The 16,343-nt window shown below is 31.9% G+C and carries 19 protein-coding genes and 1 rRNA gene; all 20 read right to left on the reverse strand.

All coding sequences use genetic code 11. The annotated features are described in order from the left end of the window. Positions 1–42: 42 nt before the first annotated feature. A complete protein-coding gene (gene glmU, locus CD034_RS00095; protein WP_002455843.1) occupies positions 43–1,398 on the reverse strand; it encodes a bifunctional UDP-N-acetylglucosamine diphosphorylase/glucosamine-1-phosphate N-acetyltransferase GlmU in 1,356 nt (451 codons plus the stop codon). 262 nt (positions 1,399–1,660) lie between these two features. Further along, positions 1,661–1,972 carry a septation regulator SpoVG gene (gene spoVG, locus CD034_RS00100; protein WP_002449945.1) on the reverse strand — a complete coding sequence of 104 codons (312 nt, stop codon included), beginning with the start codon at positions 1,970–1,972 and terminating at the stop codon, positions 1,661–1,663. A gap of 68 nt (positions 1,973–2,040) precedes the next feature. Next, complete coding sequence (locus CD034_RS00105) at positions 2,041–2,421, reverse strand: RidA family protein (protein WP_002449962.1); 381 nt, start codon at positions 2,419–2,421, stop codon at positions 2,041–2,043. Positions 2,422–2,436: 15 nt separating this feature from the next. Beyond that, positions 2,437–3,261 (reverse strand): pur operon repressor, encoded by an 825-nt coding sequence (gene purR, locus CD034_RS00110; RefSeq protein WP_002449943.1) that lies wholly within the window; start codon positions 3,259–3,261, stop codon positions 2,437–2,439. Positions 3,262–3,275: 14 nt separating this feature from the next. After that, positions 3,276–4,124: a 4-(cytidine 5'-diphospho)-2-C-methyl-D-erythritol kinase gene (gene ispE / locus CD034_RS00115; protein WP_002455844.1), complete on the reverse strand. Its 849-nt coding sequence runs from the start codon at positions 4,122–4,124 to the stop codon at positions 3,276–3,278. Positions 4,125–4,400: 276 nt separating this feature from the next. Beyond that, complete coding sequence (gene veg / locus CD034_RS00120) at positions 4,401–4,664, reverse strand: biofilm formation stimulator Veg (protein WP_002449940.1); 264 nt, start codon at positions 4,662–4,664, stop codon at positions 4,401–4,403. 99 nt (positions 4,665–4,763) lie between these two features. Then, positions 4,764–5,654 carry a 16S rRNA (adenine(1518)-N(6)/adenine(1519)-N(6))-dimethyltransferase RsmA gene (gene rsmA, locus CD034_RS00125; protein WP_103288015.1) on the reverse strand — a complete coding sequence of 297 codons (891 nt, stop codon included), beginning with the start codon at positions 5,652–5,654 and terminating at the stop codon, positions 4,764–4,766. A gap of 2 nt (positions 5,655–5,656) precedes the next feature. Then, entirely contained in the window at positions 5,657–6,205 is a 549-nt protein-coding gene (gene rnmV, locus CD034_RS00130) for a ribonuclease M5 (protein WP_039984282.1), read from the reverse strand. 148 nt (positions 6,206–6,353) lie between these two features. Beyond that, positions 6,354–7,124, reverse strand: a complete 771-nt coding sequence (locus CD034_RS00135) for a TatD family hydrolase (protein ID WP_049432106.1) — start codon at positions 7,122–7,124, stop codon at positions 6,354–6,356. A 23-nt stretch (positions 7,125–7,147) separates the two neighbouring features. Next, positions 7,148–9,124: a methionine--tRNA ligase gene (gene metG, locus CD034_RS00140; protein WP_103288016.1), complete on the reverse strand. Its 1,977-nt coding sequence runs from the start codon at positions 9,122–9,124 to the stop codon at positions 7,148–7,150. Positions 9,125–9,349: 225 nt separating this feature from the next. After that, complete coding sequence (gene rsmI / locus CD034_RS00145) at positions 9,350–10,192, reverse strand: 16S rRNA (cytidine(1402)-2'-O)-methyltransferase (RefSeq protein ID WP_002455848.1); 843 nt, start codon at positions 10,190–10,192, stop codon at positions 9,350–9,352. Between the two features lies 1 nt (position 10,193). Further along, the gene (locus CD034_RS00150; protein WP_002449964.1) at positions 10,194–10,442 is read right to left on the reverse strand and encodes a GIY-YIG nuclease family protein; all 249 of its coding nucleotides are present in this window, start codon (positions 10,440–10,442) and stop codon (positions 10,194–10,196) included. Continuing rightward, on the reverse strand, positions 10,435–11,160 hold the full coding sequence (locus CD034_RS00155) for a tRNA1(Val) (adenine(37)-N6)-methyltransferase (RefSeq protein ID WP_002449973.1): 726 nt from the start codon (positions 11,158–11,160) through the stop codon (positions 10,435–10,437). The genes CD034_RS00150 and CD034_RS00155 overlap by 8 nt, the downstream gene beginning before the upstream one ends. Positions 11,161–11,281: 121 nt before the next feature. Further along, positions 11,282–11,674: a DNA replication initiation control protein YabA gene (yabA, locus tag CD034_RS00160; protein WP_002455850.1), complete on the reverse strand. Its 393-nt coding sequence runs from the start codon at positions 11,672–11,674 to the stop codon at positions 11,282–11,284. A gap of 16 nt (positions 11,675–11,690) precedes the next feature. After that, positions 11,691–12,494 (reverse strand): PSP1 domain-containing protein, encoded by an 804-nt coding sequence (locus CD034_RS00165; RefSeq protein ID WP_002449968.1) that lies wholly within the window; start codon positions 12,492–12,494, stop codon positions 11,691–11,693. Further along, positions 12,495–13,421 carry a DNA polymerase III delta subunit-related protein gene (locus CD034_RS00170; protein ID WP_002449942.1) on the reverse strand — a complete coding sequence of 309 codons (927 nt, stop codon included), beginning with the start codon at positions 13,419–13,421 and terminating at the stop codon, positions 12,495–12,497. A 175-nt stretch (positions 13,422–13,596) separates the two neighbouring features. Then, entirely contained in the window at positions 13,597–13,926 is a 330-nt protein-coding gene (gene darA, locus CD034_RS00175; RefSeq protein ID WP_002455851.1) for a cyclic di-AMP receptor DarA, read from the reverse strand. 27 nt (positions 13,927–13,953) lie between these two features. After that, a complete protein-coding gene (gene tmk / locus CD034_RS00180) occupies positions 13,954–14,571 on the reverse strand; it encodes a dTMP kinase (protein WP_002455852.1) in 618 nt (205 codons plus the stop codon). Position 14,572: 1 nt separating this feature from the next. Then, positions 14,573–15,910, reverse strand: coding sequence for an aminotransferase class V-fold PLP-dependent enzyme (locus CD034_RS00185; protein WP_002455853.1), 1,338 nt, complete (start codon positions 15,908–15,910; stop codon positions 14,573–14,575). 203 nt (positions 15,911–16,113) lie between these two features. After that, a 5S ribosomal RNA gene (gene rrf, locus CD034_RS00190) occupies positions 16,114–16,228 on the reverse strand. Positions 16,229–16,343 lie beyond the last annotated feature (115 nt).

Genomic DNA, 16,343 nt, shown 5'->3' on the forward strand with positions numbered 1-16,343 from the left:
TAACAGAAAAATGACACAGTCTTTTTGTTCTTATATTAATCTTTATTTTTTATTGTAACCTTCTTTGGTTACTTGACGTGCACGTGCTAATGCTAAGCTTTCTTTAGGTATGTCATCTGTAATTGTCGATCCTGCTGCAATTAAAGCGCCATCTCCTACTGTTACAGGAGCAATCAAATTCGTGTTACAACCAATGAAAGCATCTTTTCCAATGACTGTTTTAAATTTATTGACTCCATCATAATTAACAGTGATTGAACCACAACCAATATTTGTACGTTCACCAACTTCCGCATCGCCAATATAACTTAAGTGTGATACTTTTGCACCATCTTTTAATTCTGCTTTCTTAACTTCTACAAAGTTACCCACTTTAACTTCAGTACCTAGATTTGAACCAGGTCTTAATTGAGCAAACGGACCAACTTTTGTTTTATTTCCTACACTAGAATCATTGATGACTGATTGTATAATATTAACTTTGTTGCCAATACGACTGTTGTTAATTTCTGAATATTGGCCAACGTGTGTATCTTCACCGATGAATGTTTTTCCATTGATACGTACGCCTGGTTCAATAACAGTATCCATACCTATCTCTACATCTGAACCTATAAATGTAGTATTGGGATCAATGATTGTAACACCATTTCTCATATGATGATGATTAATACGGTGTTGCAACGCTTTTTCAGCATGACTTAACATGATTCGATCATTTACACCCATAATTTCATCAAAGTCATCAGTATGATACACTTCTGCTTTGCCATTATCTTCTAAAATTAAAGTAACGACGTCGGGTAAATAATATTCACCCTGTGCATTATCATTTTTAACTTGTTTAAGTTTTTCGAATAACGTTTTATTATCAAATGCAAATATACCTGAGCTGATTTCATTGATGTCTTTTTGAGCATTTGTTGCATCTTTTTCTTCTACAATACGATTAAGGTGATGATTTTGATCACGTACGATTCGCCCATACCCGAAAGGCGTCTGAGCTGTAGCCGATAAAACAGTGACTTGTGCTTGTGTTTCTTCATGGTGTGCAATTAAACGTTGTAAAGTTTCTGAAGTAATAAGTGGTGTATCTCCACATACCACTAATGTTGTACCTTCTTGAGTATGTAAATGTTCTTCTGCCATTTTAACAGCATGTGCAGTTCCTAATTGTTCATTTTGATAACTATATAATGACTGATTACCTAATGTATCTTTTACTTGTTCTGCTCCGTGACCTACAATAGTGACGATTTGATTTACGCCCGCTTTTTTAACATTTGTCAGTACATGTTCAACCATTGGTTTACCAGCAACCTCATGTAACACTTTATATTTCTTTGATTTCATTCGTGTTCCTTTTCCAGCTGCTAATATGATTGCATTTCTTTGCATGAATAATAATCCTCCAATAAAATTTGCACTTCACAAGTAATTATAATTTAACTTAACTTATAGTTTCAAGATTTAACAAATTTTGTAAACAGAGTTTAATTATTTGCATCATGCATCTAATTTTTAAAAAATATCGATAAAACAATAAAAATGGGCACGAAACAAAATTCAAGTTTGAATTTAGAGTTTCGTGCCCACGTCATTTAGCTTACATAATTAATAAAATAAGCATTATCAAAAATATGATTTGCTTTTTGTTATTTTAAGCTTCGTCTGATTCTTCTGTTACGTCTGATGAAGCATTTTTATCTGGAATCACTTCGTCAGTTTCATCATATACTTTCATCACAGCATCCTGTATTTCTTGTCTCATTTCTGAATTGATTGGATGTGCGATATCGCGGAATTCACCATCTGGTGTACGTTTGCTTGGCATAGCAACGAAAAGACCTGAGTTGCCTTCGATTACGCGTAAATCATGAATTACAAAAGCTTCGTCTAATGTGATAGAAACGAGTGCTTTCATTCTGCCATCTGTTTGTATTTTTCTAAGTCTTACATCTGTCACTTTCATGCAGTGAGCCCCCCTAGTATATATATCTTTGTGTGGTTAGAAGCATGACAATGTGTTAATTAAGTAAATTATATTCCTTTAACTTTACCTACTAATTCAATTTCAACTTTAACGTCTTTTGGTAAGCGAGACACTTCTACGCAACTTCGCGCAGGTTGATGCTCATTAAAGTAGCTACCATAAACTTCATTAATTTGTTGAAATTCATTCATATCAGAAATAAAAATGGTTGCTTTTACAACAGAGTTTAAATCAGAACCTGCTTCTTCAAGTACAACAGATAAATTTTCTAATACTTGTTTTGTTTGTTCTTTGACATCGCTACTTACGATGTTTCCTTCAGTATCTAATGGAATTTGTCCTGATGTGAATACTAAATTATTCACGACCATTGCATGAGAATATGGTCCTAACGCTTCAGGTGCTTTATTAGTATTAATTGTTTTCATGGTGTATAACTCCTTTTAAGAAAATTTAGACAAGATATTACCAGGTTCAACTTTAAATTCTTGATTATATTCGTCAACATCTGATAATTTGACTAAAGAAGTATAATCCTCAATCAATCTTTGTTTTACTTCTTTTGATTCTACTAGTACAGATACCCCTTTCACCTCTGCTTTAAACTCATTCATAAGATTCATTACACCATTTATTGAACCGCCTGCTCTCATAAAGTCATCTACAACTAACACATTTGAGTTTTCGGCTAATGTGCGTTTCGATAAGACCATCGTTTCAATTTTTCTTGATGAGCCTGAAACATAGTTAATGGAAACCGTAGAACCTTCAGTAACTTTATTGTCTTTTCTAATAACTACTACAGGTAAATTTAATACGTTTGCTACTGCATTGGCAAGTGATATCCCTTTCGTTGCGATCGTCACTACTGCATCTAGTTTCTCATCCATGTAAATACTAGCAATGAGTTTCCCTACTTTATTAAGTAATGATGGGTTCCCAACTAAATCCGATAAAAATAAATATCCACCTGGTAATAAGCGTTCTTTTTCTTGTAGCATCGTAATGATTTCTTCTATAATTTCGATTGCTTCTTCTTTGCTCATCATTGGTTTATAAGTTACACCGCCGCTTGCGCCAGCTGTTGTAATTACAGTTCCTAATTTTTCTTTTTGGAACGTATTTTTGATGATTTGAACGTCTTCACTAATCGATGACTTTGCTTGTTTAAATTTTTTCACGAAAAAAGTTAATGGAATTAACTGATTTGGATGGTTCATTAAATATTGTGTCATAAAGACAATACGTTCACTTCTTTTATACCTCATAAGTTCCAGCCTTTCTATCCTAATAATCTTACTAAATACACTTCGTTACAACAGCCATTTACAGCATTATATACTTTCTTTGCTTGGCTCTCCTTTTGAGCGAATGCATATACAGTAGGTCCACTCCCACTCATTAGTGCTCCATCAGCACCACAACGCAACATATTATTTTTAATTTTTTTAATTTCTGGATACATGGACATAGAAACGGTTTCTAAACGATTAGATAAACTCTTACACAATTTCATATAATCCCCCTGTCTAATCGCTTCTTCACACATTTCTGTATGTACATCATAATCATCTTTCAAATTAAGTTCTTTAAAAATATCTGGAGAAGATATTCCAAGATTAGGTTTTGCTAATACCACCCATGCAGAAGGAGGCTTGTCTAGAAATTTAATTTTTTCGCCTCTTCCTTCACATATAGCAGTTTTATTATAGATGCAAAATGGAACATCTGTCCCAATTTGAAGGCCTAATTGGCTTAGTGTTTCTAAAGATGCGTCTAATTCATATAAACGATTAATTCCTCGCATCGTAGCAGCAGCATCAGCTGATCCCCCAGCTAATCCAGCAGAAACCGGAATATCTTTATCAATCGAAATCGTGACGCCTTGTTTAAGTTGATATGTTTCCATCATCAGTTTAGCTGCTTGGTAGGCGAGATTTTTATGATCATTAGTAACATAGTTATGTTCTATATCTACAACAATTTTATTATCATTTCTTTTCTGAAAAGACAATCTATCATTCAGATCTACTGTTGTCATTATCATAGCAATTTCATGGTAACCATCATTTCTTTTGAAAAGTGTATCGAGCGTCAAATTAATTTTGGCTGGTGCCGTTTCATATATCATTTTTCCGCCCTCTCTTCATCAATAGTATTAAAATGATTTTAACATAAAGACTTAAAATATTTGATAGTTACATTATAAATTATAATTAAAAGTTAATAAATTAGGAGATAAATGATCTTAATTTCAACTGCAAATCTTGATTTATTTAAATTATTATTTTATTAAAAGTGATTAAGAACTAAAAAGAGTGTTGAACTTAAACAGCCCAACACCCAATATGTTTTTAATGATAGAGTTTGTAGTACACTAAACAACTCTATATTTATATGTTCGAATTTAGTGTGCAACTACTTCTTGATGATTATCCTCTTCAAATGAAACTTGTACGTTCTCTGTAAGAACATCCGTATATGTATACGACACTCTTTCAAAATTATGCTTATCTTGATCTAATTCAACAATAAATACTGAAGGATATGTCTCTTTTAACACTCCACAACGTTCAATTGTTTTTTTTCGACCACCGTTGGCTTTAAGTACAATACGATTTCCTAAATGACAATCAATAGAATTTTTGATGTCCAAAATTGATTTTGGCATATTGCTCCACCTCGCTACAGGTTACATAATATCATATTTTGAAATAATATGTCAAATAAAATTTAAATTTTATCAAGGTGACGACACTTTGTCAACAATTTAATTTTCTAATTCTGGGAAATTTTTCTTTTCTTCATACAATCGTGCAAAATCTTGTATAGAAAGCGTTTCTCCACGACGTTTAGAATCAATATCCGCATTTTCTAACCATTGTTGAATTTGTGATTTATATTTTTTACCATCTTTAAAGAAATTCTGATAGTTATTATTAATCGTTTTACGTCTTTGAGCAAAAGCAGCTTTTGCAAGTTTGAAGAAAGCTTGTTCATCATCTACTGAAACAAGAGGCTTCTCTCTTTGCATCAATTTTACAACAATCGAGTCAACATTTGGTGGCGGCATAAACACTGATTTAGGGACAGTGAGTACTTTACTCGTTTCTGTGTAATATTGCGTCACAATAGATAAAGAACCATATGCTTTTGTACCTACTTCTGCATTTAAACGCTCTCCAACTTCTTTTTGCATCATCACTACATAACCATCAATGGGGATATCTTGTTGCATTAAATTAAGTAAAATCGGAGTCGTAATATAGTAGGGTAAATTCGCTACTACCATAATTTTATCGCAGTCATTTAAATACATGTTCACAGCGGTAGCTATATCAGCTTTTAATATATCTTCATTTATAATTGTTACATTGTCATAGGGATGAAGTGTTTCTTTTAAAACTGGAATTAAACGTTGATCGATTTCAAATGACAACACTTTTTTAGCACTTTTAGCGAGTTGCTCTGTTAATGATCCCATACCAGGACCCACTTCAATTATGCCTGTCGACTTATCAATATGACTTGCATCAATAATTTTATGAATAATATTAACATCTACTAAGAAATTTTGACCTAAGCTTTTCTTAAAATTAAAGTCAAATTGATTTAATAGTTCTTTTGTTCTAGAAGGTGTAGCTATATCTTTTCTATCCATCTTTACTTATTCTCCTTATCCATTGATAATGCACGTCGTACGTCTTCTTCAGTATAACCAAAAGCATTTAATTTTTTTAGTAATTGTTTGCCATTAGAATGTCCAATATGCAATTTACGTCCAAGTATTTCTCTCTTACGTCTCGCATCTTTACCAATAATTAAACCTAAATCAATTAATACACTTTTATCTATCGATTCTTCTCCTTCTTCAAAAGGAGAACTCACATGCATTAAGGCTGTCTTTATATCGTCAGGATGTGTATGTTCTATCCCAATTTTTCCACGCTTATTTTTCGCTTTTTCACGATCGACATAGGCATGTTTAACTCCCGGTACGTGTTCAGTAATAATATTTCTAATTCTATCACCTGGAAAGTCAGGATCAGTTAATACAATCACGCCTCTTGTTTCTTGAGCATTCTGAATCACTGCCAACGTTTCTCTATTAATGGCACTTCCATTTGTTTCAATCGTATCACATTCCACAGCTGTCTTAACTCGTTCTGTGTCATCTCTGCCTTCGACAACGATAAATTCATTTATTCTCATATTCATTTACCATTACCTTTCACTTAATCTCATTTTTATTATAACGGTTATACTATAAAAAATGAGAAAGATGTACATATTATCGTCATTCACTATTAGATAGCATTACGATAGATGATGTTTTACATCTTTCTCATACTGAGGATTATTAATTTAAATTAAATAATCTTTCTGCATTTTCTGTAGTTTGACGGCATACCTCTTCGTATGTCATATCACGTAAATCTGCAATTTGTTGTGCAACAAGCGTGACACGTTCAGGTTCATTACGTTTTCCTCTATAAGGATGTGGAGATAAATAAGGTGCATCTGTTTCAACTAATAAACGATCCATTGGAACATGTTTAGCAACCTCTTTAGGCTGTTTTGCATTTTTGAATGTGACTGGTCCGCCTAATGAAACATAGAAATTAAGTTTATTAATAACGACATCTGCAATTTCAGGTGATGCACTAAAACTATGCATAATACCTCCAACTTCTTCTGCATGTTCTTCCATTAAAATATCTACACAATCTTGAGTTGCTTCACGATTATGAATGACAATAGGTAACTTAACGCGTTTAGCTAAAGCAATTTGCTTTCTAAACACTTCTTTTTGAACATCAGCTGGAGATTTATCCCAATGATAATCTAATCCCATTTCTCCAATACCGATAATTTTAGGATGCTGAGCTAATGATTCAATCCATTCTAAACGTTCTTCAGTAAAATCTATTGCATCTACAGGATGCCAACCGATAATACCATAAATAAAATCATATTTATCAATAAGTTCCATAGTACGTTCAATTGTCTTAGTATCAAATCCTACGACAAACATACGGTCAACGCCCGCTTCTCTTGCACGAGATATCACTTCACTTAAATCTTCATCATATTGTTCGTCATTTAAATGAACATGTGTATCTATTAACATTTTATCTCTCCTAACGGCTATATTTATTTTATAATTGCACCATTTGGAATTGCACTCGGTAAGCTTACTAACGTTAATACTTTATCTTTTTCAGCTGATAATATCATACCTTCAGATTTGTGCCCCATTAATTTTGCTGGCTTTAGGTTAGTTACAACAGCCACTTTTTTGCCAATAATATCTTCTGAACGATAGAATTTCGCAATACCTGAAACAATCTGACGTTCTTCTGCTCCTAAATCAACTTGTATTTTTAATAATTTATCTGATTTCGGTACATTTTCTGCATCAATAACAGTTGCAGCTTTAATTTCAACTTTATCAAAATCTTTAATATCAATTTGCGATTTACTTGGTACTTCTTCTTTATCATCTTCACTAGATTTAGGTGGTTGCATTGATTCTTTAATAAATGCAATTTCATCCTCTGAATCTAATCTTGGGAAGATTGGAGAAGGTTTTTCAGTAACCATAATTGGTTCTTGTAATGCACCATAATGCTCTAAACTTGATAATTCGTATAAATCTGAATTATTAATATTCAATTGTTTAAAAATTTCTTTAGGCGCATGTGTTAAGAATGGACGCAATAATACAGTTGCAAAACGAATATTTTCAACTAAGTGTGCCATTACATTTCCTAACATATCTTTTTGACTTTCATCTTTAGCTAAAACCCATGGAGTGGTTTCATCGATGTATTTATTTGTTCGACTTATTAACTTCCAAACTGTAGATAATGCTACTGAGAATTGGAAACTTTCCATATTGTCATGGAAATTCTTCACAGTTTCAAGTGCTAATGCTTCCATATCTTCATCCAATTCATGTTTTGGTCCTTGGTATGCAGGGAGCTCTCCTTGGAAATATTTATTAATCATAGAAATCGTACGGTTAACTAAGTTACCTAAATCATTTGCTAAGTCGAAATTAGTACGTTCAACAAATGCCTCCGGAGTAAATACTCCGTCAGATCCGAATGGTAATTCACGCATTAAGTAATAGCGTGTAGCATCTAAGCCATAACGATCAATGAGAACATTAGGATCTACTACATTACCTTTAGATTTACTCATTTTTCCATCTTTCATTAAAATCCATCCGTGCGCGAATACTTTTTTCGGTAAAGGTAAATCAAGAGCCATAAGTAAGATAGGCCAAATAATAGAATGGAAACGAACAATTTCTTTTGCCATTAAGTGTACATCTGCTGGCCAATATTTTTGGAATAATGAATCATCATCTGATAAATATCCAAGAGAAGAAATATAGTTTACTAAAGCATCAATCCATACATAAACTACATGTTTAGGGTTAGATGGAACTCTTACCCCCCAATCAAATGACGTACGTGAAACTGCTAAGTCTTCTAATCCTGGTTTAATAAAGTTATTAATCATTTCATTTTTTCTAGATGGAGGTTGAATAAAATCAGGATTCGCATCGTAAAATTCTAATAAACGATCTGTATATTTATTAATATTAAAGAAATAACTTTCTTCTTTAACTAATTCAACTTCATGTCCAGAATCTGGACTTTTACCGCCTGCGATTTTACCATTTTCGTAAACAGGGTCTACAAGTTGAGATTCAGTATAATACGTTTCATCAGGAACAGAATACCATCCCTCATATTCACCAAGATAAATATCACCTTGTTTTAATAAACGTTCAAATACTTTTTCTACCACTTGTTTATGACGTTCTTCTGTAGTTCTAATAAAATCATCATTTGAGATTTCCAATTTAGCCCATAAGCGTTTGATTCCAGCAATCATTTCATCTAAATACTCTAATTCTGTTTTTCCTGCTTTTTGCGCTTTTTCTTGGATTTTCTGACCATGTTCGTCTGTACCTGTAAGGTAACGAACATCATATCCTTGCATGCGTTTATATCGTGCAATTACATCACCAGCAACTGTAGAATATGCGTGACCAATATGCAGATTACCACTAGGATAATAAATAGGGGTTGTAATATAAAATGTTTCTTTCGCCATCAGTAGTCCTCCCTTTCGTTCATGTCTTAATGACTAGTTCACTTTAAATTTTATCTAAATTTTTAATTATTTTCTAATGAATGTTTAATATAACGTTTGTCATAAAACAGCTATCTTATTCATTATAACCCATATAGAATATACATTATCGTATCTTATTAACATTACCATAAATTAATATTTTATGGTATTTTTCTATCACTATGATACAAGATTTTATCAATTTTACGATTTAATATTATGATAAATATCATAAATCTCACTTGTTTTCATCTGTCGTTCTTCTGCTACTACTTTTATTGCTTTCTTAGGTTTTAAATTTTGAGTCTCAATATAATGATTAACATGATCTATAATCGTTACATCTTCAAACCATTGTTTTGTTTCTTGAGCTTTGGCACCCTCAATTAAAATCACAAATTCTCCCTTTTGTGGAATCTCTTGATTTTCAATCGCTTCTAATAATTGTGATACTTCAAGCATAACAATTTGTTCAAATTTTTTAGTAAGTTCACGACCTACTGCTACACGTCTTTTTGAATCTACTTTAATAATCGCTTTTAGGGTATCAATCACTCTAAATGGAGACTCATAGATAATTAAAGTACTATCTTGATACATTCGTTGAGATAAAATATTCACTTTTTCCTTTTCTTTTCGTGGCAAGAAGCCTAAAAAAGTATATGTAAATGAAGGTAAACCACTTGCCATTAGTGCAGTTAATCCTGCATTAGGTCCTGGAATAGTTTCTACAGCAATGTTATGTTTATGTGCTTCAACAACAAGTTCATATCCTGGATCGCTAATTAACGGCAACCCTGCATCTGATACAAGCGCAATATTATTTTCTTCTTTAAGTAATTGAATTAAATAATCTGTCTGCTGTTCTTTATTATGTTCATGATATGATTTTAATAGAGTGGTAATATCATAGTGGTTACATAACTTTTTAGTTACTCTCGTATCTTCACATGCAATGATATCTACTTGCTTTAATGTTTCAATTGCTCGAAATGTAATGTCACCTAAATTACCTATAGGTGTCCCTACTAAGTATAAAGTTGCCATATTATCCCTCCTCAATCAATTTTAATTTTCTTTGTCTTGTAAATGTCTTAATTTCATATTCTCTGCGTAAAGCTTCTGATTTTGTCTCGTACATTTCTTGATATACTAACACTACCGGACGTCTTGTTTTTGTATATTTAGCACCTTTCCCAGCATTGTGTTTATTGATACGTACCTCAATATTATTCGTATACCCGGTGTATAAACTGTTATCACTGCAACGTACGATATATACAAAGTGATTACCCATAATAAACCTCTTTCATTTGCTCACTATATTCGCCATTTTCATTATAAATATAAAATGGTGGTGCAATCTCTAGACCTTGATTACCATTTTTTCTTCCTTCAACAACAATAGTGACTGCTGATTTACCATGCTTACTATAAATAAATACAATACGTTTAGGTTCAATATTAGCTTGTCTCATTTCAGTTAATACATCCATAAGTCGTTCAGCACGATGAACCATAACTAGACGTCCACCCTGTTTTAATAAATGTCGTGCTGCAAACATGCAATCTTCTAAACTACACATAATTTCATGTCGTGCTATTTTATGTGCTTCTTTTTGGTGTTGATGAAGTTGATTCTGTTTAAAGTAAGGTGGGTTACAGGTTATTAATGTAAACTGAGAGGGTTTAAATGTTTGATACACATCTTTTAAATCCATATTATGCATAGATAAACGCTCTTCTAATTGATTATATTTAAAGCTTCGTTGAGCCATGTCTGCCAACTGTTCTTGGATTTCAATACTTTCTATTTTTTGATGACTTTTTGCAGCTAATAATAAAGCAATAACACCATTTCCGGCACACAAGTCTAGAATGCTATCATTTTTTCGTACTTTAGTAAAATGTGCTAATAAAAGTGCATCAGTAGAAAAAGAAAACACCTCATCATTTTGAATGATCTTTAAGTTCTCCTTAATTAAATCATCTAATCTTTCTTGTTCCTTCAACATATATGTTATCTCCTAAAAAAGAGATGTATCACAACACAAAATCTGAAATTTTATTGTGTTGAAATTCATCTCTCCTAAAAATTAAGATTATACCATCCGCTTATCATTCTCCGTTATGGATTTAACTATTTAAAACATTCATGCATAATAAACAATCTTCACCATAACGATGTTTACCAAATAATTCACCATTACAAATATGAAAACCTTCACTATACAAAACAGCCAAATTGTCTTTACTTGGTAAAGGTTTTTTTACATTTTTAATTGCACTTTTAAAGTCATTTTCATTTGATTTTTTATTATGTGGACTTTCACTATTGGCTTTTGTTGATTCAACATCTTGTTCACTTTTAGCCATTAGCGCTTTTAAATTATCGTTCTCTACTTGTAACGTTACATTTTCTTCTATCAATTGAATAGCTAAAGATTTAAGTTCAGTCATCTCTTGAGTTAATACATTAACGTTACTTTCTAATTTTACGATTTTTTCGAATAAATCATTGCGATTCAAAAGAAAGACACTCTCCTTAATTAAATGTAGATAATTCCTCCATTTTGTATTCTAAAGGTTGCTCTAAACCATCAATCTTCACTTGCATCGAAATATCTAATATATTTAATCCTACAACTTTTCCAGTACCTTCCGGTGTATGAATTTCATCGCCTACATCAGGTAATTGTGCACGAGCTTCTTCATAATAATCATTTTCATATTTAAGACAACACATTAAACGTCCACATGCACCAGAAATCTTAGTTGGATTTAATGATAAATTTTGATCTTTTGCCATTTTGATAGATACCGGTTGAAAATCTCCTAAAAATGTTGAACAACATAATGAACGTCCACATGGTCCAATTCCACCTAGTAGTTTTGCTTCATCACGAACGCCAATTTGTCTAAGTTCAATACGTGTTCTTAAATTTTGAGCTAATACTTTCACTAACTTTCTAAAATCGATACGATCATCAGCAGTAAAATTAAAAATGACTTTCGATTTATCTAAAGTATACTCACAATTCACTAAGCGCATATCTAAGTCTTGATCTTTCACTAACTGTTTACATAAAATTAGTGCTTGCTCTGCATCTTTTTCATTTTGTTTGTATTGTTGTATATCTTCTTCAGTTGCAATACGTAGAATATCTTTTAACGGTAATGTCACATCTTCATCATTTACACATTTTGAAGTCAACTTTACTATACCTATTTCAATGCCTCGCTTAGATTCAACTACAACCCAATCTTCACTATCTAATTTTAAATCATTCGGTGCATAATATTCCAATTTACCTGCTTTTTGAAATTGCACACCTACTACATTTGGCATTTAACTCACACCTTTAATTACGATTTGTTCAAATACGAGCATCGGATTCACATTCTGTATCAATTTTTTATGTGCTTCTATAATTTGATCATACATTAATATCATTTGATTAAGTGTTAATCGTGTTGTGTATTCCTTAATGAGTGGTTTAAGATCAGTAAAAATGAAATTATCCTCAATCCCGACTTTAGCATGCATCATATCTTCAAAAAAAGCATTGATAACAGACAAAGTAAGAAGTTGTAGTTTTCGATTTTTAGCATTTTTTAACACATCAATCACACTAATCAAGGCCATTGGTTTATTTGTTAATAATAATTCACACCAATGAACGATTACTTTTCTTAATTCAATTAAATCATACTCTTCATTAAGGTCTTTGGCTACCTCAATTTGTGTCGTATATGAACTTAACATTTCAGCAATAGCCCGATTAATACCATTATCGACAAGTTTATCGATAAAATGCGATGTGTCACTTGGTTTAAAATACATATGTTGACATCTAGAGTGAATCGTATTTAATATTTGTTCTGGTTTAGTAGAAATTAAAATTGCAATAGTATTTTCTGGAGGTTCCTCTAAAAATTTTAAGATACTATTTTCACCTTGAACAGTTAACTTTTCAAAGTCCTCTATGATATAAACTTTATATGTACCTTCAATAGGTAATTGGTTCATTTGGCGTACAAGTTGTTCAATTTGTTCTTTTTTTATAGTAGATTCTTCAGAGGATATATATGTAAAATCAGGATGATTAAAATTACGCAATTTTAATTCACATTGTTCATTTCCATTACAAAGAATAAGTTGTGCAAATTCCATCGCTACATGTTTCATTGATTGTGCATCATCACCTTCAAATAAATAGGCATGTGATAATTTATTCGAATGAAAAGCATTAGCTAATTTTTGTAATTCCTCCATATTTGCATACTCCCTATTCATCGTTCATTTTAAAATTATATCATTAAATTTTTCAGTCGCATTTATCATTCAGCAATTAATTATAATGTATATGATAAAGAGCCGATAACATAAAAATATGTTTCAGGCTCTTTGAAAATTATCTTTTAAAACTTTATTTAATTTTAAATTAAGTTTAGAATCTGTGGAATTTTTCTACTGGCATTACAAATACTGTAGCGCCTCCAACTTCAACTTCAACAGGATAAGGTATGTAAGAGTCTGCACTACCACCCATTGGCGTCATTGGTGAAACAAGTTGATCTCTATTACCACACGTATTATCAATGACGGTTAACGCTTCATCAACACGTTCATCATCTACACCACATAAGAATGTTGTATTTCCTGCTCTTAAGAATCCACCAGTTGTTGCTAGTTTAGTAGCTCTAAAATTATTTTTTACGAGTTGGTCTGAAAGTTCTTGACTATCTTGATCTTGAACGATCGCTATAATCATTTTCATTTTAATACACCTCTCTATATTATTATATCATAAGTTTTTTAAGTAACTTAAAATGATCTCATACGTATCACTTATGACGCTTTCGATGCTTTGTGTAGCATCAACTACTTTAAAACGCTCAGGATTAGTTTTAATTAATGTTTTATACCCCTCAATTACTTTTTGATGAAAAGTTAGTGTTTCTTTGTCTAATCGATTCTGACTTCTTTGATTTTTTAGTATTCGTTCTCTCCCCACTTCAGCATCAATATCAAGATAAATTGTTAAGTCTGGATAAAGTCCATTAATTGCAAATTCATTTATTTTTTTAACTTCTTCTATACCTATACCCCGTGCATACCCTTGATATGCTAAAGAACTGTCAATATATCGATCACATAAGACTACTTTATCATTTTTTAAAGCGGGTATCACTTTTTCAACCAAATGTTCTCTTCTAGATGCTGCAAATAACAATGCTTCTGTACGTATATCAATATTTTCACCATCTAGTAAGATATTACGTATTTCTTCCCCTGTAGATACTCCACCTGGTTCTCGAGTAGAAATAACATTATAATTTTCAGATAACAACTTATTAATCTGATTTAACACTGTAGTTTTCCCAGAACCTTCAGGCCCTTCAAACGTTATAAATGCAGCCATATTATTCATCCTTAACTAATATTTTATCGTTTTTAATACCTTCAACACGTACACTATGTGAAAGATAATATTGCATCAATTTTATCATATTTTTAGTCACTTTTTCTCCTTTCCAAAACACAGGAATTCCAGGAGGATAAGGCACAATATGTTGAGCTAATACTTTATCTTGTGCTTTATTAATATTTATCCAATATGCATGATTAATATATTTTGATACATAAACACTTTTCTCTAGCGGCAATAAAACCGGCTCTAGCTTTTCTTTTGCTTTTTTAGGTAATTGTATAGTTTTTATTCTATGCAGTAATGTTTCGAAAGGATATCTATCATTAAAATGCCATAATGGTAAGACAATGAGTATTTGATAATCATCAGCTAATTCAATATAAATATGATTCTTTTCAAAATAACGTTGTACTTCAACACCCGTATGCCCATTTGCTCGAACAATAAGCTTTAATGGATCCTCGACTTCAATAACTTCAAAATGCTGTTGTCTTAACGTTTCAATAAATTGTTTTCTTTTTTCGAAAAAGAGACTACTGTCATAGGAGTTATAAAATTGATGCGCTAATTCAATGCTCGACATTACTAAATAAGATGGACTAGAAGTTTGAAAAATACCTAAATATTTAATAACTTCATCTTTCAAAGGTGCATTTTTATGAATAAATAATACTGATCCCATAGTAAGTGTAGGCAAAGTTTTGTGATACGATTGAACAACATAGTCAGCTTCCGATTCTAAAGCTGATTTAGGAAAGTGTTTCAAATTAAAATGGGCACCATGAGCCTCATCAATTAAAACAGGTATATTGTAATCGTGAAATTGTTTAACACACTGATTGATATCAAAGCATTCTCCATAATAATTTGGATAAGTAACTACAGCGAGTTTTTGATGTCGTAACATTTTAGTATCTATCAAAGGTGCTAAATACTGGTAACTTTTATCACTTCTATACATAGGCAAAATATCTGCAGATTGTTGAGTTAAATCTAAAGCATTAAAAACTGATTTATGTACATTACGGCTAATTAAATAACGACCTTTTATATGAGCAAATGCTTGTATAACTGATAAAATGCCTGCAGTTGTACCATTAACTAAATAATAAGCATCATAATTGGGATGCTTATTCACACGATTCATACTTTCTAAAATAGTATCTTCTGGATGATGTAAATCATCTAGACCCGTAATTTCAGTCATATCCATTTTCAAAGATAATGCATCTAAATAACCGATAGTCATATTTTTATGTCCTGGAACATGTAATGAGATAGCATGATGACGAATTAAATCATCAAGTTTTTGAGTGATAGGTAATTTCAATTAAGTCCTCTCCTCATATACCTTATATACCTTTAAATATCTCCTATTTTAATAGATAATTCAAAAAAATAAAAGAAACGCTAAAATTTCTGTTGCTTGATTTCTTCTCGATTCATTAGCTCCAAACACTTTCTATAAATTTCGACATAAAAAAAGAGACCTCACGGTCTCAATATCGGCTCATCGCATCCATACAATGATTTGCCTGGCAACGTCCTACTCTAGCGGAACGTCAGTCCAACTACCATCGGCGCTAAGGAGCTTAACTTCTGTGTTCGGCATGGGAACAGGTGTGACCTCCTTGCCATTGTCACTAGACAAGTGAATGATTATACATTCAAAACTAGATAGTAAGTAAAGATTTGCGTCACAAAACTTGAAAAATTGATTAAGTCTTCGATCGATTAGTATTCGTCAGCTCCACGTGTCACCA

The organism is Staphylococcus hominis subsp. hominis, from assembly GCF_002901845.1.
GTDB lineage: Bacteria > Bacillota > Bacilli > Staphylococcales > Staphylococcaceae > Staphylococcus > Staphylococcus hominis.

Excerpts from the sequence above, each read along its gene's own strand:
- CD034_RS00105 (WP_002449962.1), bottom strand. The coding sequence starts at position 2,421 with ATGAAAACAATTAATACTAATAAAGCACCTGAAGCGTTAGGACCATAT.
- purR (WP_002449943.1), bottom strand. The coding sequence starts at position 3,261 with ATGAGGTATAAAAGAAGTGAACGTATTGTCTTTATGACACAATATTTA.
- CD034_RS00170 (WP_002449942.1), bottom strand. The coding sequence starts at position 13,421 with ATGGAGGAATTACAAAAATTAGCTAATGCTTTTCATTCGAATAAATTA.
- CD034_RS00155 (WP_002449973.1), bottom strand. The coding sequence starts at position 11,160 with ATGTTGAAGGAACAAGAAAGATTAGATGATTTAATTAAGGAGAACTTA.
- CD034_RS00150 (WP_002449964.1), bottom strand. The coding sequence starts at position 10,442 with ATGGGTAATCACTTTGTATATATCGTACGTTGCAGTGATAACAGTTTA.
- veg (WP_002449940.1), bottom strand. The coding sequence starts at position 4,664 with ATGCCAAAATCAATTTTGGACATCAAAAATTCTATTGATTGTCATTTA.
- tmk (WP_002455852.1), bottom strand. The coding sequence starts at position 14,571 with ATGGCTGCATTTATAACGTTTGAAGGGCCTGAAGGTTCTGGGAAAACT.
- darA (WP_002455851.1), bottom strand. The coding sequence starts at position 13,926 with ATGAAAATGATTATAGCGATCGTTCAAGATCAAGATAGTCAAGAACTT.
- rsmI (WP_002455848.1), bottom strand. The coding sequence starts at position 10,192 with ATGGCAACTTTATACTTAGTAGGGACACCTATAGGTAATTTAGGTGAC.
- rsmA (WP_103288015.1), bottom strand. The coding sequence starts at position 5,654 with ATGGATAGAAAAGATATAGCTACACCTTCTAGAACAAAAGAACTATTA.
- ispE (WP_002455844.1), bottom strand. The coding sequence starts at position 4,124 with ATGATATATGAAACGGCACCAGCCAAAATTAATTTGACGCTCGATACA.
- metG (WP_103288016.1), bottom strand. The coding sequence starts at position 9,124 with ATGGCGAAAGAAACATTTTATATTACAACCCCTATTTATTATCCTAGT.
- CD034_RS00135 (WP_049432106.1), bottom strand. The coding sequence starts at position 7,124 with ATGTTAATAGATACACATGTTCATTTAAATGACGAACAATATGATGAA.
- rnmV (WP_039984282.1), bottom strand. The coding sequence starts at position 6,205 with ATGAGAATAAATGAATTTATCGTTGTCGAAGGCAGAGATGACACAGAA.
- glmU (WP_002455843.1), bottom strand. The coding sequence starts at position 1,398 with ATGCAAAGAAATGCAATCATATTAGCAGCTGGAAAAGGAACACGAATG.
- spoVG (WP_002449945.1), bottom strand. The coding sequence starts at position 1,972 with ATGAAAGTGACAGATGTAAGACTTAGAAAAATACAAACAGATGGCAGA.
- CD034_RS00165 (WP_002449968.1), bottom strand. The coding sequence starts at position 12,494 with ATGCCAAATGTAGTAGGTGTGCAATTTCAAAAAGCAGGTAAATTGGAA.